The 20075-nt window shown below is 60.1% G+C and carries 19 protein-coding genes; 8 read left to right on the top strand and 11 right to left on the bottom strand.

The genetic code is table 11. The annotated features are described in order from the left end of the window. Positions 1-201: 201 nt before the first annotated feature. On the bottom strand, positions 202-903 hold the full coding sequence (locus AYM40_RS26215) for a TetR/AcrR family transcriptional regulator (RefSeq protein ID WP_082855309.1): 702 nt from the start codon (positions 901-903) through the stop codon (positions 202-204). A 372-nt stretch (positions 904-1275) separates the two neighbouring features. On the opposite strand from AYM40_RS26215, the gene AYM40_RS26210 reads away from it, so the two are divergent. The 8 genes from AYM40_RS26210 (at position 1276) to AYM40_RS26175 (ending at position 10450) form a co-directional block, all read left to right on the top strand. Further along, the gene (locus AYM40_RS26210) at positions 1276-2040 is read left to right on the top strand and encodes an enoyl-CoA hydratase/isomerase family protein (RefSeq protein WP_063499072.1); all 765 of its coding nucleotides are present in this window, start codon (positions 1276-1278) and stop codon (positions 2038-2040) included. Positions 2041-2042: 2 nt separating this feature from the next. Then, the gene (locus tag AYM40_RS26205) at positions 2043-3278 is read left to right on the top strand and encodes a CaiB/BaiF CoA transferase family protein (RefSeq protein ID WP_063499071.1); all 1236 of its coding nucleotides are present in this window, start codon (positions 2043-2045) and stop codon (positions 3276-3278) included. Beyond that, positions 3268-4605 carry a fumarylacetoacetase gene (gene fahA / locus AYM40_RS26200; RefSeq protein ID WP_063499070.1) on the top strand — a complete coding sequence of 446 codons (1338 nt, stop codon included), beginning with the start codon at positions 3268-3270 and terminating at the stop codon, positions 4603-4605. The genes AYM40_RS26205 and fahA overlap by 11 nt, the downstream gene beginning before the upstream one ends. A gap of 110 nt (positions 4606-4715) precedes the next feature. Then, the gene (locus tag AYM40_RS26195; protein WP_082855308.1) at positions 4716-6068 is read left to right on the top strand and encodes an MFS transporter; all 1353 of its coding nucleotides are present in this window, start codon (positions 4716-4718) and stop codon (positions 6066-6068) included. Between the two features lie 183 nt (positions 6069-6251). After that, the gene (locus AYM40_RS26190; protein WP_063499068.1) at positions 6252-7472 is read left to right on the top strand and encodes a CaiB/BaiF CoA transferase family protein; all 1221 of its coding nucleotides are present in this window, start codon (positions 6252-6254) and stop codon (positions 7470-7472) included. A gap of 161 nt (positions 7473-7633) precedes the next feature. Continuing rightward, a complete protein-coding gene (locus AYM40_RS26185; protein ID WP_063499067.1) occupies positions 7634-8821 on the top strand; it encodes a porin in 1188 nt (395 codons plus the stop codon). 118 nt (positions 8822-8939) lie between these two features. Then, the gene (locus tag AYM40_RS26180; protein WP_063499066.1) at positions 8940-9410 is read left to right on the top strand and encodes a MaoC family dehydratase; all 471 of its coding nucleotides are present in this window, start codon (positions 8940-8942) and stop codon (positions 9408-9410) included. Positions 9411-9592: 182 nt separating this feature from the next. Continuing rightward, on the top strand, positions 9593-10450 hold the full coding sequence (locus AYM40_RS26175; protein WP_063499065.1) for a 3-hydroxybutyryl-CoA dehydrogenase: 858 nt from the start codon (positions 9593-9595) through the stop codon (positions 10448-10450). A 415-nt stretch (positions 10451-10865) separates the two neighbouring features. Here AYM40_RS26175 and tnpC read toward each other — a convergent pair whose 3' ends face one another. From tnpC to nuoI, 10 genes are all read right to left on the bottom strand, one after another. Then, on the bottom strand, positions 10866-12467 hold the full coding sequence (gene tnpC, locus AYM40_RS26170; RefSeq protein WP_063496044.1) for an IS66 family transposase: 1602 nt from the start codon (positions 12465-12467) through the stop codon (positions 10866-10868). A 97-nt stretch (positions 12468-12564) separates the two neighbouring features. Continuing rightward, the gene (gene tnpB, locus AYM40_RS26165; protein ID WP_063496045.1) at positions 12565-12915 is read right to left on the bottom strand and encodes an IS66 family insertion sequence element accessory protein TnpB; all 351 of its coding nucleotides are present in this window, start codon (positions 12913-12915) and stop codon (positions 12565-12567) included. Beyond that, positions 12896-13390: an IS66-like element accessory protein TnpA gene (gene tnpA / locus AYM40_RS26160; RefSeq protein WP_063496046.1), complete on the bottom strand. Its 495-nt coding sequence runs from the start codon at positions 13388-13390 to the stop codon at positions 12896-12898. The genes tnpB and tnpA overlap by 20 nt, the downstream gene beginning before the upstream one ends. A gap of 16 nt (positions 13391-13406) precedes the next feature. Continuing rightward, entirely contained in the window at positions 13407-13721 is a 315-nt protein-coding gene (locus tag AYM40_RS26155) for a hypothetical protein (RefSeq protein WP_063499064.1), read from the bottom strand. A gap of 704 nt (positions 13722-14425) precedes the next feature. Then, positions 14426-14620: a zinc-finger domain-containing protein gene (locus AYM40_RS39055; protein WP_082855307.1), complete on the bottom strand. Its 195-nt coding sequence runs from the start codon at positions 14618-14620 to the stop codon at positions 14426-14428. A gap of 65 nt (positions 14621-14685) precedes the next feature. Beyond that, positions 14686-16158, bottom strand: coding sequence for an NADH-quinone oxidoreductase subunit NuoN (gene nuoN / locus AYM40_RS26150; RefSeq protein ID WP_063499063.1), 1473 nt, complete (start codon positions 16156-16158; stop codon positions 14686-14688). Between the two features lie 139 nt (positions 16159-16297). After that, a complete protein-coding gene (nuoL, locus tag AYM40_RS26145; RefSeq protein ID WP_063499062.1) occupies positions 16298-18364 on the bottom strand; it encodes an NADH-quinone oxidoreductase subunit L in 2067 nt (688 codons plus the stop codon). Between the two features lie 17 nt (positions 18365-18381). Next, positions 18382-18687 (bottom strand): NADH-quinone oxidoreductase subunit NuoK, encoded by a 306-nt coding sequence (nuoK, locus tag AYM40_RS26140; protein WP_013339863.1) that lies wholly within the window; start codon positions 18685-18687, stop codon positions 18382-18384. 20 nt (positions 18688-18707) lie between these two features. Beyond that, complete coding sequence (locus AYM40_RS26135) at positions 18708-19394, bottom strand: NADH-quinone oxidoreductase subunit J (protein ID WP_063495299.1); 687 nt, start codon at positions 19392-19394, stop codon at positions 18708-18710. A gap of 186 nt (positions 19395-19580) precedes the next feature. Next, positions 19581-20069: an NADH-quinone oxidoreductase subunit NuoI gene (gene nuoI, locus AYM40_RS26130; protein ID WP_063495298.1), complete on the bottom strand. Its 489-nt coding sequence runs from the start codon at positions 20067-20069 to the stop codon at positions 19581-19583. Between the last annotated feature and the right edge of the window lie 6 nt (positions 20070-20075).

Below are 20075 nucleotides of genomic sequence, written 5' to 3'. Positions count from 1 at the left end.
ACAGGAGGTAACGACAACCACGGCGATATCTTGATGGTTGCTCCCGAAAATGAAAGCGTCGGGCAATGGTCGATGTGATAAGCATTGCTTATTTTCTATTAAGGCGGACCTTGGCGGATCCGCGTCCTGCTTCATCGATCAAATCGCTAGCCTACGGGCCTGGAGCCGTGCAGACTCCCTCAATGCCACAGAACTCGACCCTCACCGCCGGGTTCGCCTGGTCTTGCCGGCGCCATGCAAGCCCTGGATATGCATCATGACCTCTTCGAGGCTCGACGCGCCTGCTGCAACCGCGCTGAGGAACATGCTGATTGAAAACTCCACCACCTGATCGATTGAAAGAGGTTTATCGGATTGAGGCATGCGATCTGACAGGATCAGCGTCGCGAGTCCGTGCTCCACGCTCCAGGCAGCATGGGTGACGAGCGCCAGCGATCGCTCTTCCCATTGCTTTTCCAACGCGAATTGCTCGACAGACGAAGCGAACAGCCGGAACGACTTCATGGTCTCCGTGCTGAGCTCCGGGTAAGAATCGCGCGCGACGATCCGGGGACCGACCATCAATTCGAATAACCCCTTATAGCGCTGGGCAAACTCGACATAGACCCTCATCATCCGATATGCCTTTGAAAGCGCCGTCTCGTCGGATTCCGCTATCGCGACGCGCAACGCCGCGAGATCGCGAAAGCCATCTGCCGCAATGGCAGCCAGCAGGCCTTCCTTGCCGGCGAAATGGTGAGAAGGCGCAGCCTCCGACACACCTGCTTTACGTGCCAGGTAGCGCAGACTGAGTTCGTGGACGCCTATCTCCTCCAAAGCGCGACGCCCCTCTGCAATCAGTGCATTACGTAGATTTCCGTGGTGATAGGGCACGGTCACGTCAGAAGATGCTTTTGTATTCACGATGGCACCATGGAAGTGTTCAGACTATTAAAAGTACAAATCTGGCCTCGCAACACGCCTCGCACGTCGCTTGCCGGTATCCCGGCGCACATGCTAATCGCACTCCGCCCTTTCCCAGCATCGGGAATACCCTCATTTCAATGGATCTTATCAGTGTTAGGATACAGCCATGGATTCACTTGATCCGAGGCACGAACCGCTTTGGCGCAGTGTAGGCGCACGACGCATAGTCCGAGCGTTGAAAACCACGAGCAGGCCCGGCTTGACGCGATTTCCAGGTAGATAGATACCTTATATTTTGTAATCCTATTTTTTTCAATCTTCATAAACAATTTGTCCGGCAACCCATCGGACCAACTTGCAGGGTAAGACATGAGCATCGTTCTCTTTGAAAAAGACGGCGCCGTCGGCGTCGTCACCATGGCAAAGCCGCCCCACAACCTGCTCGACGACATCTTTATTCAGGAACTGCTTGCCGCGTACAGCAGCGCCGTCGAGGAAGGGTGCCGAGCGATTCTCCTGCGTAGCGGCATGCGCCACTTCTGCGCCGGCGCGGACGTGACAGCTTCCGCTGCAGGCGGTCGACGCCGCGATCAGGCTAACCTCGAGGCGCTGCTTGATGCCCTCGAGAATGTTCGCATCCCTGTTGTAGCGGCCGTGCATGGCGGCGCGCTGGGTGGCGGCTTCGAACTGGCACTGACCTGCGACATGATCGTGGCGGCCGACACGGCTTTCTTCGGCATGGCTGAAGCGTCTCTGGGTCTGTTGCCGCTGCTCGGTGGCGTCCAGCGAGTCGTGCAGCGCGTGGGCGTGGCACGCGCCAAAGAAATGGCGATGTTCGGCCGGCGCCACGATCCCGCAGCGCTCGAGCGATGGGGTGTCGTCAATCTCGTCACGGCTGAGTCCGAATTGCCAAGCGTATCGATGTCGTGGGCCCGCCAGCTCGCGGCCGGCCCCACTGTCGCCCTGGGCTGCATCAAGAAGCTGGCGAATCTTTCAGCGCGCCGTGGCATCGAAGGTGCCGATGCACAGCAGACCGAGGTGAACAACACGATGTGGGCAAGCGCCGACCAGAAGCGCGGCTTGCAGGCCTTCGCGAAGACCGGTCCGGGCTCCGCCGTATTCGAGGGGAACTGATCATGAACTCACCACTCGAAGGGCTGAAAGTCATCGACTTTACACGCGTGCTCGCGGGCCCGCTGTGCACCAAAACACTGCGCGATCTCGGCGCCGACGTAACCAAGATCGAGCCGCCCGGTGGCGACTCGGGTCGCGGCGGCGTGCCTCACATCGACGGGATGTCGGTCTACTATGCGCAGCAGAATGCGGGTAAGCGCAATCTCAGCATCGACCTGAACTGGCCTGAAGCACGCGATATCGTGATCGACATGTGCCGCGACGCAGACGTCATCGTTGAGAATTTCCGCCCCGGCACGCTCAACCGCTTCGGTCTTGGCTATGAGCAGGTTCGCGAGTTTAATCCGGGCGTCGTCTACGTTTCGATCAGCGGCTACGGCCAGACCGGGCCATGGCGCAACCGACCGGCGTTTGCCCCGACGGTTCAGGCGGAAACCGGTCTGACCGACATTCTGCAGCAGCACTACGGCGACTCGCTGAGCGAGCTCAAGAACGATGCCTGCAGCCATGCGGACGTCTACACCGGCCTACATGCCGCAGTTGCGGTGCTCGCCGCGATCCAGCATCGCAACCGCACCGGGGAGGGGCAGCACGTCGACGTCGCGATGGCCGCAACCATGCTCGCGGTCAACGAACGCGCTGGCGCGCAGCTGTCCGGGATCGATACGCAGGGCGAACCGCCGGCGCTAAGCGCACCTGAATCCCATATCTTCAAGCTGTCGGACGGACGTCAGTTGACCATCGCTGCGAGTCCCATCTACTCGCCGATGTTCGTCCGCTTCTGCTCGATGATGCGTCGAACCGATCTGCTGCTAGACCCGCGCTTTGCGACGGCGCCGCTGCGCCGCCAGAACCTCGGCGCCCTGCTTGCCGAAGTCCGCGCGTGGATTCTCACCTTCACGGACCTGGAGGAACTCCAGGCGCAGGTGAGCGAACAAGGCCTTGCTGTCGGTGTGGTCCGCAGTACGAATGATCTCGCGGAATCTGAATGGGCGCGGGACTGGGGTGCGATCGTCCACGTGGACGACCGCTCGGGAGGCACGATGCGCATGCCGGGTGCGCCATGGCGCTTCAGTGGCGCAACCTTGCCGCCGCCTGGCGTCCCTGCTTTCCAGGGTGAACACAATATCGAGTTGCTCGCCGAACGCCGCGTCGATCCCGCTTTGATCGAGGAACTGCGTCAACGCCGCGTGCTGCTCAGCCGCCGGAGCCTGCGGGGTGAATTCGATGAACCTTGACCGCACGCACGACGCGACTGTCAAGAGTTGGCTGGCCTCCGCCAATCAGCCTCACTGCGACTTTCCGCTGCAGAATCTCCCCTACGCGATCTTTCGCCGCAAGGGAGATACGGAGGCGTTTCGCGCGGGCATCGCGTTGGGGGACCAGGTCATCGACCTGGCCGCCCTCCTTCGCGAACGCTGCCTCGACGGCCTCGCCATGCAGGCGGCCATCGCCTGCACGCAGCCTTCGCTCAACGAGTTTTTCGCCATGGGCCCGGACGCGTGGCGAGCCTTGAGGCACGCCGTCTTCGCGCTTTTCGAAGCGCCAGCGGGAAACGGGGCGGCGACGCCTGATAGCGACGTGCTGCGCCGCTGTCTCGTTCCGCAGGCTCTGGCCGAATACAGCGTGCCAGCCCAAATCGGCGACTACACCGATTTCTATACGTCGATCGACCATGCCCGCAACATCGTCAAGCTGCTGCGTCCGGACTCGGCACTGTCGCCAAACTTCCAATGGATGCCCGTCGCCTATCACGGGCGTGTCTCGAGCATTGGAATATCTGGTCAGCAAGTACGGCGGCCGCTCGGACAACGCCTTGCTGCGGGGAGCAGCGTGCCTGAGGTATCTGCGAGTGCGCGGTTGGACTACGAGCTCGAACTGGGAATCTTTATCGGCGTCGGCAACCGGCAGGGCGAGCCGATTCCGGTGACCGATGCCGAACAGCATGTGTTTGGCCTTTGCCTGCTGAACGACTGGTCCGCGCGTGACATACAGATGTGGGAATCGACGCCATTGGGGCCGTTTCTCGCGAAAAATTTCGCCACTACGATCTCTCCGTGGATTGTCACCATGGATGCTCTCGCGCCGTTCCGTCATGCATGGGAACGGCCTGCCGAAGAGCCTCAGCCGTTGGCCTATCTCGACGCGCCCACCAATCGAAGCGAAGGTGGCCTCGACATCCAGCTCGAAGTATGGCTGGAATCCGAGCGGCAACGTGCAAGTGACGCTCCGGCTACACGGCTGTCGCGCACGAGCTTCCGTCACCAGTACTGGACCGTTGCGCAAATGGTCGCGCATCACACGGTTGGCGGCTGCAACCTGCGTAGCGGCGATCTGCTCGGTAGCGGCACGATCTCGGGCCCAACGGCCGCTGAAGCTGGCGCGTTGATCGAGCTCACTGCCGCGGGAAAGGCACCCGTCGCCCTGGGTAATGGCGAAGCACGCGGCTTTCTGGAGGACGGCGATGAGGTTGTCATGAAGGGCTGGTGTGAGCGGCCCGGATATGCTCGCATCGGCTTCGGAGAGAACCGTGGAGAAGTACTGCCCGCGCGAGCGGTTTCGTAGAGGCTGTTGCTGCACCATCGCGGGAAAGCGGGCGATACCGCCCGCCCTCGCACTGAAACTGTCATGACACTGGCCAAACAGATCCGGGCATGTCATCAAGGAGACACTTCATGAACTCGCTCTACGACGCCGATACGAACGCCTTGAGCGACGCATCCGAAATCACTCTACGGCGCGCGTATTCGGCTTCGGAATGGAGAATCGTTCCGATTCTCTTCCTGCTATGGCTGCTCGCGTGGGTCGATCGCGCCAATGTCGCATTTGCCAAGTTGCAAATGCTGTCTGATCTGCGCTTCAGCGAAACCGTGTACGGCTTCGGTGCGGGACTGTTCTTCCTCGGTTACGTGGTGTTCGGCATACCCAGCACGATGTTTCAGCAACGGCTCGGCGCAAGACGAACCATTTCCGTGATTGCGATCGGTTGGGGACTCACCAGCATCGCAATGATGTTCGTCCGTAGCGCACCTCTCTTCTATCTTCTGCGGTTCCTTCTGGGCGCGTTCGAGGCGGGCTTCTATCCAGGCGTCATCCTGTATCTGAACCTGTGGTTTCCAACCAAACGGAGAACCCGCAACTTCAGCATTTTCCACTCGGCCGCCATCTGTTCGACCATAGTCGTCGGTCTGACCGGCGGCTTCGTGCTGCAACATATGAGCGGCATGTTGTCCCTGTCGGGATGGCGATGGATGTTTCTGGTGCAGGCGCTCCCCACACTGCTGTTGGGCTGCCTCGTACTATTTGTCCTCTCCGACGGACCGGCGACGGCTTCCTGGCTGTCCCCTGAAGAACGGCTGCTCATCGCGGCCGACCTCGCTCGCGACCGGAAACGCTCTTCTGTGGAGGAGAACCACAAGCGGCCGCTGCTTGCCAATCCCGTCGTCTGGATGCTGCTCGCCATCTATTTCTGCATCATCACCGCCAATACGGCACTGAGCTTCTTCATTCCGACCATCCTGCGGGATGCGGGATTCGGTGGCTACACGGCGATCGGCAACGCTATCGCGGCAATCTGTATTCTTGGTGCTGTCGGCAACATCGCATTCTGTACATACGCGAGCCGTCATGGCGACGTCCGCTATCACTGCTCTATTGCCTCTGCAGTGAGCGTTGCAAGCCTGATTCTGCTGGTACTCGTCTGGCACAGCAGCCGCACCGCCACCTTTGTGACACTCGCGTTCGCTCTCGCAGGCACAGGTGCGGGCATCTCCCTGTTCTGGCAGATTCCCATGCGGTACCTGAAGGCCAATACGGCAGCGGTCGGGGTCGCCTTCATCAGTTCGGTTGCGAACCTCGCAGGTTTTCTGACACCCTGGCTCACCGGATACGTACGGGAAGCGACCGGCACCTATACAAGTGGCTTTGTCACCGCTGCGTGCGTGCAAGGATTGGCGGCGATCATGCTTGTTGTGGCCCTGCCAATTGCTTCTCGTAGAAATCAACAGGCCCTTTCCAATGACGGATGACGCCGCCGACCGCGATGGCACTACCCGGTAGCGAACCGAATGTCGCGCAGAACTTTGCGCGCCAGCCCGGCGCCACCTTTTAATTCCAGAAGTCGGCTTCCGTGCCAGGGCACTTTACGCTAGCTACGCGACGCCGCCACGTCATATAAATAGCATTACTAACCGGTAAAATTTCGACCAATTATGGGCGCTCTCAATCATATCCGTGTACTGGATCTCACCCGCGTGCTCGCCGGCCCCTGGTGCGCACAGACGCTCGCCGACTTCGGCGCGGACGTCATCAAGATCGAACGCCCGGAGGTAGGCGACGACACGCGTCACTGGGGCCCTCCATACCTGAAAACGCCGGACGGCGCAGATACGCGCGAGGCTGCCTACTATCTCGCCGCGAACCGCAACAAGCGCTCGGTAACGGTAGATATCGCCACGCCCGAAGGGCAGCGCATCATCCGCGAACTGGCCGCGCAAAGCGACGTGGTGCTGGAAAACTACAAGGTCGGCCAGTTGAAGAAATATGGCCTCGACTACGCGTCGCTCAAGGAAGTCAAGCACGACATCATCTATTGCTCGGTGACCGGCTTTGGCCAGACTGGACCCTATGCGCAGCGCGCGGGCTATGACTTCATCATCCAGGGAATCGGCGGCTTCATGAGCATCACTGGGGAGCGCGACGGCTTGCCAGGCGGTGGACCGCAAAAGGCAGGGGTAGCGATTACCGATCTGATGACCGGTATGTACTCAACCGTCGCCGTGCTGACAGCGCTCGCGCATCGCGACCGCACCGGCGAAGGTCAGTACATCGACATGGCACTCCTCGACGTGCAGGTTGCCATGCTCGCGAACGTTAACTCGAACTTTCTCGCCAGTGGCCAGCCGCCGGTGCGGTGGGGTAATGCGCATCCCAACATCGTGCCCTACCAGACCTTCCAGACCAGCGATGGCTGGATCATCGTCGCGGTCGGCAACGACGGGCAATTCCGCAAATTCGTCGAGGCCGGCAGCCGGCCGGAGCTCGCTGACGACGAGCGCTTCGCCACCAATCCGGCACGCGTGCGCAATCGCGACACGTTGGTGCCGATTCTGGCGGAGATGGTCCGCGTGCGTGGAAAGCATGAATGGATCACCGCGCTCGAAGCCGCTGGCGTCCCATGCGGTCCAATCAACGATCTCGGCGAAGTATTCGAGAACGATCAGGTGGTGGCGCGCGGACTGCAAGTCAACCTGCCCCATCCCTCTGGCGGCACAGTGAAGGTGGTGCGCAACCCGATCAATATGAGCGCGACGCCGCCTCAGGCACTCACCCACCCGCCCCAGCTCGGCGAGCATACAACGGACGTTCTGCGCGCCGTTCTGGGCTATGACGATGAACGAATCGCGGCGTTACGCCAGGACTCCGTGATCTGAAGGGCCATTTAGCCGCCGCCTCGATTTGTACGCGGTGTCAGGCGGGGCATTGCCGGCACCGCAGGTTTTTGAAGTGAACTGTTTCGCCGCCGAGGTCGTCACGAGACCAACGGCACATTGCTGTATCGATATTTAACTATAACGCTTCACAGGGGACATGCATGAAATTGAGGAAGGCGATTTTTCTTGCGACCAGCGGACTGGCTAGTGCGTCAGCCTGCGCACAAAGCAGCGTGACGCTCTACGGTCTGGTTGATGCAGGTATCAGTTATGTTAACAACGTGGCCAGTAAGCCAGGAGCCATCGGCGCCCGCAAGATACAGGAAACATCCGGCATCAGTGCTCCGTCCCGATGGGGATTTCGAGGGGTCGAGGATCTGGGCGGAGGCAATTCCGCGGTCTTCGTGCTCGAGAACGGCTTCAGCGTCTCGAGCGGGACCCAGTTGCAAGGCGCTCGTTTGTTCGGCCGCCAGGCATTTGTTGGACTGGCCAACGGTAATCTGGGGACGGCGACCTTCGGTCGGCAGTACGACTCGGTCGTCGATTTCGTCGGACCCTTTGTCTCATCCCGACAATGGGCGACACAATATGGCGCTCACGTCGGTGACATCGACAACCTCTACACCACGTTCCGCATCAACAATTCGGTTAAGTACACCAGTCCGACCTATCGCGGGCTTGCCATCGGCGGGTTGTACGCTTTCAGCAATCAGGCTGCGGGTTCAACGGGCACCGGTTTCTCCAACAATAGCGCGTGGAGCGTTGGGACGAGCTATGCCGCAGGTGCTTTAACGCTGGGGGCTGGCCACCTGCACCTCTCAAGCCCTTCGGCCGGAAGTACGGGGGGCACCAATACGGCTGGCGCCATCGTCGGCGACTACTCGAGCGCCACCGACATCTTCTACACGCGCCCGGTCAAGACGCAGGACGTCACCGGAGCAGGCGTGGCGTACCAATGGGATGCGGCGACGTTTGGGTTCGCGTACACCCTGGCCAAGTTGCGATACGTTGACCACTCGAACTTTTCTCTCTCGAACTATGAAGTCAATGCGAAATATCAGATCTCTCCAGCGTTTCTCGCCGGTATTGCATTCATCTACAGCGACGGAAAGGTGGGTGGAGCCCCGAGCATCGCGAACATCACGGATGGGACTCATCCTCGGTGGGCGCAGATAAATGCAGGAGCCCAGTACTCGCTTAGCAAGAGTACATCGACATACGTAGCCGCCGTCTATCAGAAAGCTCTGGGCGACGCCCTGACGGCATCGATCGACAACGTGGGCGGTCCAACAGGCTCCAATTCGCGATACCAGCTAGCCGTTACCGCCGGTTTGCGCGTCAGATTCTAGTTCAGCTTTCACGATATCAAAGATATCGCGATTCGAATGCAGTGCTTCGCCAACGCGACATCGCCCGCAGAATCGACTGCGGGCGATGTCGCTAGCCATATACCTATCCGGAGTAAATATGAGTACCCAACAAGACACCCAGTTGCTAGGCCGCGGCTTCTACTGGCAGGAGATTCAGGCCGGTCAACGCTTTCGCACCTATCGCCGCACCGTGACCGAGACCGATCTTGTCAATTTCATCTCGGTGACTGGCATGCTCGAGGCCATTTTTATCGACGCAGACTACGAGCACGGCGCCATCCGTGGCCGTGCGGTCCCCGCCGCGCTGACGAGCGGCCTGATTGAAGGGCTGCTATTCCAGACGATGATCCAAGGCACCGGTCTGGCACTGCTGGAGTTGACGCTTAAGGCTCACGGCCCGGTTCTCGTCAACGATTCGATCTACGGGATTGTGGAGGTCGAGGAAGTGAAACCTACATCCAAAAACAATCGTGCAGTCGTGACGAGCCGCATCGACGTGTTGAATCAGCGTGACGAGCGCGTTCTTTCGTACACCGCGAAGCGGTTGCTGGCCGGTCGCCCCGCTTAAGGTTCGGAAGCACGGCACCGCCGTGCGCTGCTCGCGAACGCATCCGGGCCTTCAAGTCGTATACCGTGATCGATCAGCTTTCCGAAGCAATTTTCCCCGGAGACGGGCCCCAGGCAAGGCATCGCTCCGGTGCTCAAAAACCGAACAGGCGTTGTGTTTGGCGCCGATAGAAAGGAACAGCCATGAAAATCGAATCCGTCGGAGTCGTCGGCGCTGGCGCCATGGGCAATGGCATTGCCCAGATTGCCGCAGTCGCTGGTTTCAGGACCGTCCTGATCGACGTCACCGACACGGCGCTCACCAAGGGCCTTGCGACGTTGAGCGTCAGCCTCTCTCGGCTGGTCGAGAAAGGGAAGCTCTCCGCATCAGTGCGCGAGGCGGCGCTCGCACGTATCGAGACTTCGATGGATTATCGACAGCTCGCAAATGTCGATATCGTCATCGAAGCGGCTAGCGAAAACACTGATCTAAAGGTCCGCATTCTCCGGCAAATCGAATCCGAGGTGCGACCTGACACGATCATCGCAACGAACACTTCATCGATCTCGATAACAACCTTGGGCGAAACGCTCAAGCGCCCCGAGCGCTTCATTGGCATGCATTTCTTCAACCCGGTGGCCCTGATGCCGCTGGTCGAAGTCATTCGAGGCTTGCAGACCAGCCCCGAGACAGCGGAGACTGTTCGAGAACTGACACAGTATCTCGGCAAGGCGCCGATTGCCGTGAAGGACTCGCCCGGGTTCGTAGTCAACCGCATTCTCATCCCGATGATCAACGAAGCTTTCTTCGTTTTAGCGGAAGATGTTGCAACAGCAGCGGAAATCGACGCCGGGATGCGACTGGGTGCGAATCAACCCCTTGGCCCGCTAGCCCTGGCAGACCTGATCGGCCTCGATGTCTGTCTATCCGTGATGGACGTGTTCCTGAACGACTTCGGGGATTCCAAGTATCGTGCCTGCCCACTCTTGCGGGAAATGGTGGCAGCGGGGAAGCTTGGTAGAAAGACGGGGCACGGTGTGTATGACTATGGCCAGCCGTAGAACGTAAGTGCGTGTGGTTTTCAATCGTGAAATTCGGTGTGACTGTCGCAATCGACCAGTGCGGCGCAATCGATACTTAGGGAGACGTTGACGCCTCGGCTTCCGGACGGTCCGCAGCACCGTCCGTAGCGCGGTGAACGTTCGCGCAACGGCTCGCATCATCAAGACCAGACGGCATTGATGTCAGCAAACGTAGTTGCCTGAGTTGGGCGGTGGATATTGAACGCGCGGCTTCCTCGTTCGCCTTCAACCAGAGAGGAATTGCCTGAGCAAGAATCGAAGTGCCGTGGGGCGTGAGCATAATCCTTCGACCGCGACAATCAGCTCGCCTCGGTGCACTCGCAATCAACGCTCTACGCGTCAGGATGCTCAGTTGTAAGCGATCAGCGAAGCACGTCCCTCCCGCAGACTTGACCTAGACGTTTTTTTCGTGCTCCCGCTTGCCCAGCTTCCAGGGTAGCAGCGCCTCGTAGTCGTCGGCGCTCTTTGCGTAGGGCAGCGCCTTGAACAGATCAGTCAGGTAGCGGTAGATGTCGACGCGATTGGCCTTGCACGACTCAACGAGCGAATAGAGGTTGGCACTCGCTTTCGCCCCGCCCACCGTGTCCGCGAAGAGCCAGGAGCGGCGGCCTACCGTGAAGGGTCGGATTGAATTTTCGCAAGGGTTATTGTCGATGGGCCACGCTTCGTTCTCGACATAGCGGTTCAGCTTGGGCCACTGCCCGGCCAGGTAATTCAACGCCTTGCCCAGCAAGCCCTTGGGTGCAGTCGTCTCGAGGTGATGATCCAGTAACGCTTTGATTTGCGCGAGCACCGCGCGGCTATAGCGTCGGCGCAGCCGCGCCCGCCGATGCGGTTTTTCGCTGGCACGCGACTCCGCCGCGTACAGCTTGCCAATCAGATGGATGAACTGCGTCGCGGGTTGATGACGGCCACGCGCCTCTTTGGGCAAGACCGCCTCGGCTTCTACGAAGTAGCGGCGGCAATGGGCCCAGCATCCTAAATGCACGAGTTCGTTCGCGCTGGCGATCGCGTTATACGGCTCATAGCCATCGGTCATCAGCACGGCGCCACGGCGCATGCCGACCCACAGGTCCGCTCCCAGCTGTTTGCTGCGCCCGGGCGCATAACTGAACAGCCGCACCGGCGGCCCGCTGCCGTTCATTTGCGCCCACATGTAACTCTTCGTCTGCGGGGCCCGTCCGGGCTCCTTGAGAACCTGCACCGTGGTCTCGTCGCCAAACACGATCTCGCTGTCCAGCAGATGATCACGCATCAGGTTGATGACGGGCTGCACCGCTTCGCCCAGGCGCACCACGCTGGCTGCCAGCGTATTGCGCGAGATATCGCCGCCGAAGCGCCGCAGCAGTGCAGCGATTCGATACAGCGGCAAGCCGTCCACGAACTTCGAGATGACGAACCACGCCAGCGCCGCTTCAGTGAACAACCCCTTCGGGATGATGCGCGAGCGCGCCGGCGTGGCCTTCATGCCTTGATCACAGCTCGGGCACGCATACTTCACGCGCTCATGACGGATCACCCGCACCTGCTGCGGAATGATGTCGAGCTGCTCGCTGACCTCGACGCCGATCTCCACCCGCACGCTGCCGTCGTGCGGGCAGATGCGCTCCTCTTCAGAGAGTTCGTAGCGGATCACCTCGCGCGGCAAGGCCGGATCGAGCGGCTTGCGTCCGGACTTCTTGCGCCGGTGGCCGGCCACCGGCGTGCTGTCGACTTCGTCTTCCTGAGCCGGGAGCGTCGCCGCCGTCGGCGCCAGCGCTTCCGCCTCGTTCAGGAACAGATCACGCTGATCCGCGCTGCGTGCCTCGCTCTTCGCCCCGAACAGCCGGCGCTCGAACGCCTTGAGCTGCTCCTTCAGAAGATCGCGCTCGACCTTCGTTACCCGCAGTTCGCCACGCAACGCGTCGCGTTCAGCAAGCACCGCATCGCGCTCGGCGATGAGCGCGGCGAGTTCCTCGGCGGTGATCGAAGCGGGTTGAACAGAAGCGCGTGTCATGGCGTAACCATAGCGAATCCCGAGGCGCCGTGGGTTTACGTAAATTTGTAACGTCGCCGTCCTCTGTCGCGTCTGAGCTACACCCCAGCGAACGCCATCAGCTGACACGGGCATAGTGCCGCGCCGGATGCTTGCGTATCGCCGCCAGGTCGATGCCCTCAAGAAGCCAATGAAGTTGCTCTACCGTCAGCTCAAGTACGGCCGCTTCGCGTGGCCATATAAAACGGTCAGCCTCGAGGCGCTTCAACATGAGCCAGAAGCCGTTGCGCTCCCACATGAGTAACTTGATGCGATCGGCCCGCCGGTTGCGAAACACATAGACGGCCCGGGCGAACGGATCGAGTCCCAGCGCCTGCTCAACCAGGGCCGACAGACCCGTGATGCTCTTGCGGAAATCCACGGCGTCGCGATGGACGTACACCTTCAGGTCAGCGTCGAGCCGGAACATCGCAGCGCCCCAGCGTTTCGATCATCACCGACACCAGCGTCGCGTCCTGTCCGGCACACTCGAGCCTGAGCGTGATGCCGTTGGGCAACTCCGCCATCAGTCTCGATGGCGCCGGCGTGTATGGCAATGCACGGTCAGGCTCTGGGCGCGTCGGCGCGAGCGTGACATGCTCAGGCTTCGTGTGGACGCTCTCGATTCGGTCCACCGCGACGACCGGCACAAACGCCGGCATCGCGCTTCCTGTCACGGTCGTCGCAACGTGCCCGCCTTGCTCCTGCTGATGCTGGCTGATCCATTTGCGCAGCAGGTTCGCATTCAACTTGTGCTCCAGCGCCATCCTTGCAACCGATACGCCAGGCTGCAAGCACGCCTGTACCAGTTCACGCTTGGCCTGTGGATCGAAGCGCCGGCGGCGCCCGCCTCGCTCAAAGCCTGCTACCAGGCGCTCGTTCAGATCGCTGCTGTCTGCTGCCATAGTGTCCACCTCCGATTTAAGTGGACACTATCGTCGCCTCTCCGGGCGCGTGGCGATAGGGCGTCAATGAACGATCGCTTACGCTCAGTTGCGACGACACATGTGCGGTCTCGCTTTGCATCTCCTGAGCCAGTTCCGAGGCGTTCGGAGCGTCGTCCCGGTACAGCAGACTAAGTAGACAAAACTGTGCCGCGCTTATATCAAGTGGCCGCAGCGCATCGTTCAGTTTTGACGCCAACTGTCTCATTCCCCGCTGAGCCATAAGATGATCAAGACTCGATTGACGCGCGCTCAAGAGAAGCTTCTCACTTGTCTCATCGACTTTCTTCATCCATGTACTCCCGGGTTTCGCGGAATCGACTGATGAATCGTTCGGGGGACCAGTCGAGCGCTGCGCCAGCACGTTTCAACCGTTTTTCCTTTTGTGATGATGACACTCTCATTTTTGAAGCGAAAACTCATCAGTCTGACCATGCGACGTCGACGTCCGCAACGCTTGTGTTAGTCGATGGAAGAAGCTCGATGAAATTCCGAAGCGCCGCCGGTTGATGACGCCGATTGGGATCCAACGCTCTGGCCGGACTTCGCCTGGGCGCTGACGAACGCGTCGGACATGCTGCCTATCAGTGTTGGACTGCCAAGGAGCGCGGCCACGAAGGCAATCAGAACTCCCAGTGCTGCCGTAGTATCTTCCAGATATGCGGAGCGCTATCTTGCATCAAACGGTAGTGCTTCAGTTTAGTCAGAAACGGGCACGCGAAAAAGCTCGACGCGTTTAATAGAGAACTTATCAATTACGAACAATCGCCCTGCACGCTTCGCAGTATTCTCGGTGGCAGACCGGGCGCTGAACGACCGTTTAGCCTCGAAAGTGAGTCGCTTCCTCACAAACTTCAGGCGGCAAGGTACTTCTCCCGCAAGCACAACCAGAATCTGTCCGGGATTTCCGTGACAGTAGGCCAGATTGGAATTCTCGCTGTTTTGCGCGGAAAGGCCGGAATGCGGCTCGCAGAACTCGACGTGCCGTGGTGCTGCCTAACGGTGTTTCACCATTTCGCCATCGCGCAACCGGTAGCGCGTGCCGCAGTACGGGCAACGCGTCTCGCCATGGGTGACATTGAGGAACACACGGGGATGGGCACTCCAGCGCGGCATCTGCGGGTTTGGACAGTAAGCGGGTAGATCTTTAGCGCCGAGTTCAAGCAGCGGCATTTCCTTGAGTGAGGTCATTGGTCGGTATGTGATGTCGGTTTAAATTTCCGCGATCTGCGATGCATACGACGTCGTAGCGTTATCTAGAGCCGCAGCGTGTGCGTGATAGCATGCAGGCAAACCTTCAGTAGCGGATCCGGCACCAGTCCGAACACCAGCACGGCAACACCGTTGAAGGCAAGCAATCCGCGGTTGAGTCCGCCCGCCTTAATCGGGCTCGCATCTAGCGGCTCGTCGAAGTACATCAGCTTGACGATACGCAGGTAGTAGAACGCACCGAACAGCGACGTGATCACGGCCAACGCGGTCAGCCAGGTCAACCCGGCATTCATGGTTGCCTGCAGCACGGCGAGCTTCGCATAGAAGCCGACTGCCGGCGGAATGCCCGCGAGCGAGAACATCATGATCATCATCACGAATGCGAACACCGGGCTGCGCTGATTCAGCCCCTTGAAGTCGTCGATCGTCTCGGCTTCGAAGTCGCGGCGCGCCAGCAGCATCACCACGCCGAACGAACCGAGCGTCGTCACCAGATAGACGATGCTGTAGAACATAGCCGAGCCGTACGCGCTAGCAGCCGAACCCGTCTTGCCGTCGACCACGCCGGCCAGCAGGCCGAGCAGCACGAAGCCCATGTTCGAGATCGCCGAGTACGCCAGCATCCGCTTGATGTTGCGCTGGATGATACCGGTGATGTTGCCGACAATCAGCGACAGCGCCGCAAGAATTACCAGCATTTCCTGCCAGTCGACCGCCAGCGGCAGCAGACCCATCACGAGGAAGCGCAAGCCCCATGCGAAGGCGGCAACCTTCGGGCCACCGCCCGTCAGCAGCGTCATGGCTGTCGGCGCACCCTGGTACACGTCCGGCACCCACATGTGGAACGGCACTGCGCCCATCTTGAACGCCACACCGGCCACGATGAAGATCACGCCGAACAGCAGCACCACGTCGTTGATGCGGCCTGAAGCGACGGCCTTGAACACCTCATTGATGTCCAGCGAACCGGTTGCGCCGTACAGCATCGAAATGCCATAGAGCAGGAAACCGGAGGCCAGTGCACCGAGCACGTAGTACTTCATCGCCGCCTCGTTCGATTGGGCGGCGTCGCGACGCAGTGCGATCACGGCATACAGCGACAGTGACATCAGTTCCAGACCGAGGTACAGCGTCAGGAAGTTGTTACCCGAGATCATCACGAACTGGCCAAGCAGCGAGAACATCCCCAGCAGGAAGAAGTCGCCGCGGAACAGATCGCGGTCTTCGAGGTACTTGCGCGAGTAAATGATCGACGCTGCGTAGCCGAGCGACACAACGGCCTTCATCACGTTGGCGAACGAATCCACCACGTACATGTGCCCGAAGTAGTGATACACCTGTGGATCGAAGGCGTTCACGGCGAACCAGACGCCAGCGACCACCGTCGACAGCAATGCGATGTAATACGTGGTTCGTCGGCCGGACTGGCCGACGAACGTGTCGTTGATCCACGCAACGATGACGGCGAACATCACCAGCGCATCGGGCAACAGAGCACTCATAGGGGCGCTTTGCATGATCTTTAAATTCCTCCGCTCTGCGTTAATGTGGCAACGGCAGTTTCGACTGCGCAACGTGGGAATGGAGGTTTACCGCGAAATACCTGCAATAAGCCGGGGACGATCTTCGTATCTGCGTGCATTAGTGTCCCTCGCCTTATTTGCCGCCGAGCGTTACAAACAGGGTCAGGAGCCCCAGCATGCCGATAATCATGGCAAACGCGTAGTGGTAGATGTAGCCGGACTGGAGGAAGCGGATCACGCTGGCAAACCAGCCGATAAAGCGTGCGCTGCCGTTGACGATGCCGTCGATGACCACGACGTCGCCTTCCTTCCAGAGACCACGGCCAATCGCCACGGCACCCCGCGCGAACACCACTTCGTTGATCTTGTCCATGTAGTACTTGTTGTCGAGCAGCGTGTAGATCGGACCAAACGCGCGCTTGATGACAGCCGGCAGATCAGGACGAACCAGGTACAGGAACCACGCGACCAGCACGCCCGCGAGCGCCAGCCACACCGGCAGGCCTGAGACCGAATGCAGACCCATCGACGCCCAGCCCTGGAATTCTTCCGCCATCTCATGCAGCGCCGGATGGTTTTCGCCGACGAAGATCACCTTGTCGAACGCCACGCCGTGCTGGAAGAAGTCGCCGAACAGCATCGGCGCGACAGCGATCGCACCGATCACCACCGACGGAATCGCCAGCAGCACCAGCGGCACCCACACCACCCATGGCGTTTCATGCGGCTCGTGCGCGTGGTCGTCGTGACCATGACCGTGCGCGTCATGGCCGTGACCATCATGCGCATGCGCAGCCGCCTCGATGCCCATCGGCGATTCCGGATGCTTCGGATCGCGGAAGCGCTCCTTGCCGTGGAACACCATGAAGTACATACGGAACGAATACAGCGCAGTAACGAACACGCTCGCCACCACCGCGAAGTACGCAAAACCCGAACCCGGCAGATGTGAGAATTTCACTGCGTCGATGATCGAGTCTTTCGAGTAGAAGCCCGAGAAGAACGGCGTGCCGATCAGCGCCAGCGAACCGACCAGCGACGTGATCCACGTGATCGGCATGTACTTGCGCAGGCCGCCCATGTTGCGCATGTCCTGATCGTGGTGCATGCCGATGATCACGGAACCCGCGCCGAGGAACAGCAGCGCCTTGAAGAACGCGTGCGTCATCAGGTGGAAGATGGCCACCGAGTAAGCCGATGCGCCGAGTGCGACCGTCATGTAACCGAGCTGCGACAGCGTCGAGTACGCCACCACGCGCTTGATGTCGTTCTGGACGATCCCGAGGAAGCCCATGAACAGCGCCGTGATCGCGCCGATCACCATCACGAACGACAGCGCCGTATCCGACAGTTCGAACAGCGGCGACATGCGCGCGACCATGAAGATACCGGCCGTCACCATGGTTGCCGCGTGAATCAGTGCGGAGATCGGGGTCGGGCCTTCCATCGAATCCGGCAGCCAGACGTGCAGCGGAAACTGCGCCGACTTACCCATCGCGCCGATGAACAGGCAAATGCAGGCGGCCGTCAGCAGGCCCCAGTCCGTGCCCGGGAAGCTCAATGCCGCGAGTTCGGTGCGCTTCGCGAACACGTCGCCGTAGTTCATCGAACCGGCGAAAGCGAACAGCAGGCCGATGCCGAGCAGGAACCCGAAGTCGCCGATGCGGTTCACGATGAACGCCTTCATGTTCGCGTAGATCGCGCTCTCACGGGTGAAGTAGAAGCCGATCAGCAGGTACGACACCAGGCCCACCGCTTCCCAGCCGAAGAACAGCTGCAGGAAGTTGTTGCTCATCACGAGCATCAGCATCGAGAACGTGAACAGCGCGATGTACGAGAAGAAGCGCTGGTAGCCGTCGTCGTCGGCCATGTAGCCGATCGTGTAGATGTGCACCATCAGCGACACGAAGGTCACCACGCACATCATCAGCGCCGTCAGCGAGTCGACCAGGAAGCCGATCTCGAACTTCGTCCTGCCGATCTGCATCCAGTCATAGATGGTCGCGTTGAAGCTCGCGCCGTCCATCACCTGGAGGAAGACCATGACCGAGAGGATGAAGGAGACCGCGACGCCGAGGATCGTCACCGTGTGCGCACCGGCGCGCCCTACCGCTTTCCCGAACAGCCCCGCAATCAGGGAGCCGGCCAGCGGTGCCAGCGGGATCGCCAGCAGCAGGTTTTCATTGAGTGTCGTTGACATAACCGCTTTACCTGAAATTAACCTTTGAGCTGATCGAGGTCCTCGACATTGATCGTGTCGAGGCTACGGAACAGGGTCACCAGAATTGCGAGTCCGATCGCCGCTTCCGCTGCTGCAACCGTCAGTACGAAGAAGACGAAGATCTGGCCATGCACGTCGCCGAGGTAATGCGAGAACGCGACGAAATTGGTGTTCACCGCCAGCAGCATCAGTTCGATCGCCATCAGGATGATGATGACGTTGCGGCGGTTCAGGAAAATACCGACGACGCTGATCGCAAACAGGATCGCGCCGAGGACAAGGTAATGAGCAAGGGTCAACATGGTTTCTCTCTCCTGTGCGCTCAGCTGTTCCTGGCGGGTGCCGGGTCGGCCGCGGCTGCCGCTGCGGCGGCTTCTTCCGCCGCGACAGTTGCCGCGGTCTTTTCCGAGGCCATCTTCACGATGCGCACGCGGTCCTGGGCACGCACCTTGACCTGCTCGCTGACGTTCTGGCGCTTGCTGTCTTTCTTGTGACTCGTGGTCAGCGCAATCGCCGCGATGATCGCCACCAGCAGCACGAGGCCGGCGACTTCGAACGCGAAGATGTAGTCGGTGTAGATGACCTTGCCGATGATGCGGGTGTTCGACCAGCCGGCCATCCCGTTCGCGGCAGCCGTGGTGTCGCGCAGCGCCGTGGCGGTCGCACCGTAGCCGTGCCACAGGATCAGCGCGGTCTCGATCACGATGATCGCGCCCACCAGCGTGGCCATGGGCACGAAGCGCTTGAAGTCTTTGCGCAGCACGTCGATGTTGATGTCCAGCATCATCACGACGAACAGGAACAGCACCATCACCGCGCCGACGTACACCAGCACCAGCAGGATCGCGAGGAACTCGGCCTGCAGCAGCATCCAGATCGCGGCCGCGTTGAAGAACGCCAGCACCAGAAACAGTGCGGACGACACCGGGTTGCGCGAGGTGATCACCTTCAGCCCTGAAACCACCAGGAGCAGTGCGAAGATGTAGAACAGTACGGTCGTGAATTCCATGATTACCGGTTCATCGTTAGGCCATCGTCAGGCATTGTTCTTTGGCACCTGCGTCTGGAAAAACACCCACACAGGTGCGCCGTGCCGCGGCGGTCAGGCCGCGGCGCTTGGCCCGACAACAGGCCGTGTTACTGCTGCATTTACTGCTGCATTTACTGCTGCATTTACCGCTTCAGCAGAAGCGCTTCAACGATACGGTGCATCGGCTGCCTTGTTCGCCGCGATCTCCGCTTCGTAGCGATCGCCCACGGCCAGCAGCATGTCCTTCGTGAAGTACAGGTCGCCGCGCTTTTCGCCGTGATATTCGAGAATGTGCGTCTCGACGATCGAATCGACCGGGCAACTCTCTTCGCAGAAACCGCAGAAGATGCACTTGGTCAGGTCGATGTCGTAACGCGTCGTGCGGCGGGTGTTGTCCGCACGCGTTTCCGATTCGATCGTGATGGCGAGCGCCGGGCACACCGCTTCGCACAGCTTGCAGGCGATGCAGCGCTCTTCGCCGTTTTCATACCGGCGCAGCGCGTGCAGGCCGCGGAAACGCGGCGAAATCGGGGTCTTCTCTTCCGGAAACTGCACCGTGATCTTGCGCTGGAACGCATAACGTCCGGTCAGCGCGAGGCCTTTGAGCAGCTCCGTCAGGAAGAAGGTCTTGAAAAAGTTTTGGATTGCGGTCATGGGTTC

It is taken from the genome of Paraburkholderia phytofirmans OLGA172 (assembly GCF_001634365.1).
Classification (GTDB): domain Bacteria; phylum Pseudomonadota; class Gammaproteobacteria; order Burkholderiales; family Burkholderiaceae; genus Paraburkholderia.
This window is presented reverse-complemented; position numbering and strand designations above follow the sequence as displayed.

Excerpts from the sequence above, each read along its gene's own strand:
- AYM40_RS26210 (WP_063499072.1), top strand. The coding sequence starts at position 1,276 with ATGAGCATCGTTCTCTTTGAAAAAGACGGCGCCGTCGGCGTCGTCACC.
- AYM40_RS26205 (WP_063499071.1), top strand. The coding sequence starts at position 2,043 with ATGAACTCACCACTCGAAGGGCTGAAAGTCATCGACTTTACACGCGTG.
- fahA (WP_063499070.1), top strand. The coding sequence starts at position 3,268 with ATGAACCTTGACCGCACGCACGACGCGACTGTCAAGAGTTGGCTGGCC.
- AYM40_RS26195 (WP_082855308.1), top strand. The coding sequence starts at position 4,716 with ATGAACTCGCTCTACGACGCCGATACGAACGCCTTGAGCGACGCATCC.
- AYM40_RS26190 (WP_063499068.1), top strand. The coding sequence starts at position 6,252 with ATGGGCGCTCTCAATCATATCCGTGTACTGGATCTCACCCGCGTGCTC.
- AYM40_RS26185 (WP_063499067.1), top strand. The coding sequence starts at position 7,634 with ATGAAATTGAGGAAGGCGATTTTTCTTGCGACCAGCGGACTGGCTAGT.
- AYM40_RS26180 (WP_063499066.1), top strand. The coding sequence starts at position 8,940 with ATGAGTACCCAACAAGACACCCAGTTGCTAGGCCGCGGCTTCTACTGG.
- AYM40_RS26175 (WP_063499065.1), top strand. The coding sequence starts at position 9,593 with ATGAAAATCGAATCCGTCGGAGTCGTCGGCGCTGGCGCCATGGGCAAT.
- tnpC (WP_063496044.1), bottom strand. The coding sequence starts at position 12,467 with ATGACACGCGCTTCTGTTCAACCCGCTTCGATCACCGCCGAGGAACTC.
- tnpB (WP_063496045.1), bottom strand. The coding sequence starts at position 12,915 with ATGTTCCGGCTCGACGCTGACCTGAAGGTGTACGTCCATCGCGACGCC.
- tnpA (WP_063496046.1), bottom strand. The coding sequence starts at position 13,390 with ATGGCAGCAGACAGCAGCGATCTGAACGAGCGCCTGGTAGCAGGCTTT.
- AYM40_RS26155 (WP_063499064.1), bottom strand. The coding sequence starts at position 13,721 with ATGAAGAAAGTCGATGAGACAAGTGAGAAGCTTCTCTTGAGCGCGCGT.
- AYM40_RS39055 (WP_082855307.1), bottom strand. The coding sequence starts at position 14,620 with ATGACCTCACTCAAGGAAATGCCGCTGCTTGAACTCGGCGCTAAAGAT.
- nuoN (WP_063499063.1), bottom strand. The coding sequence starts at position 16,158 with ATGCAAAGCGCCCCTATGAGTGCTCTGTTGCCCGATGCGCTGGTGATG.
- nuoL (WP_063499062.1), bottom strand. The coding sequence starts at position 18,364 with ATGTCAACGACACTCAATGAAAACCTGCTGCTGGCGATCCCGCTGGCA.
- nuoK (WP_013339863.1), bottom strand. The coding sequence starts at position 18,687 with ATGTTGACCCTTGCTCATTACCTTGTCCTCGGCGCGATCCTGTTTGCG.
- AYM40_RS26135 (WP_063495299.1), bottom strand. The coding sequence starts at position 19,394 with ATGGAATTCACGACCGTACTGTTCTACATCTTCGCACTGCTCCTGGTG.
- nuoI (WP_063495298.1), bottom strand. The coding sequence starts at position 20,069 with ATGACCGCAATCCAAAACTTTTTCAAGACCTTCTTCCTGACGGAGCTG.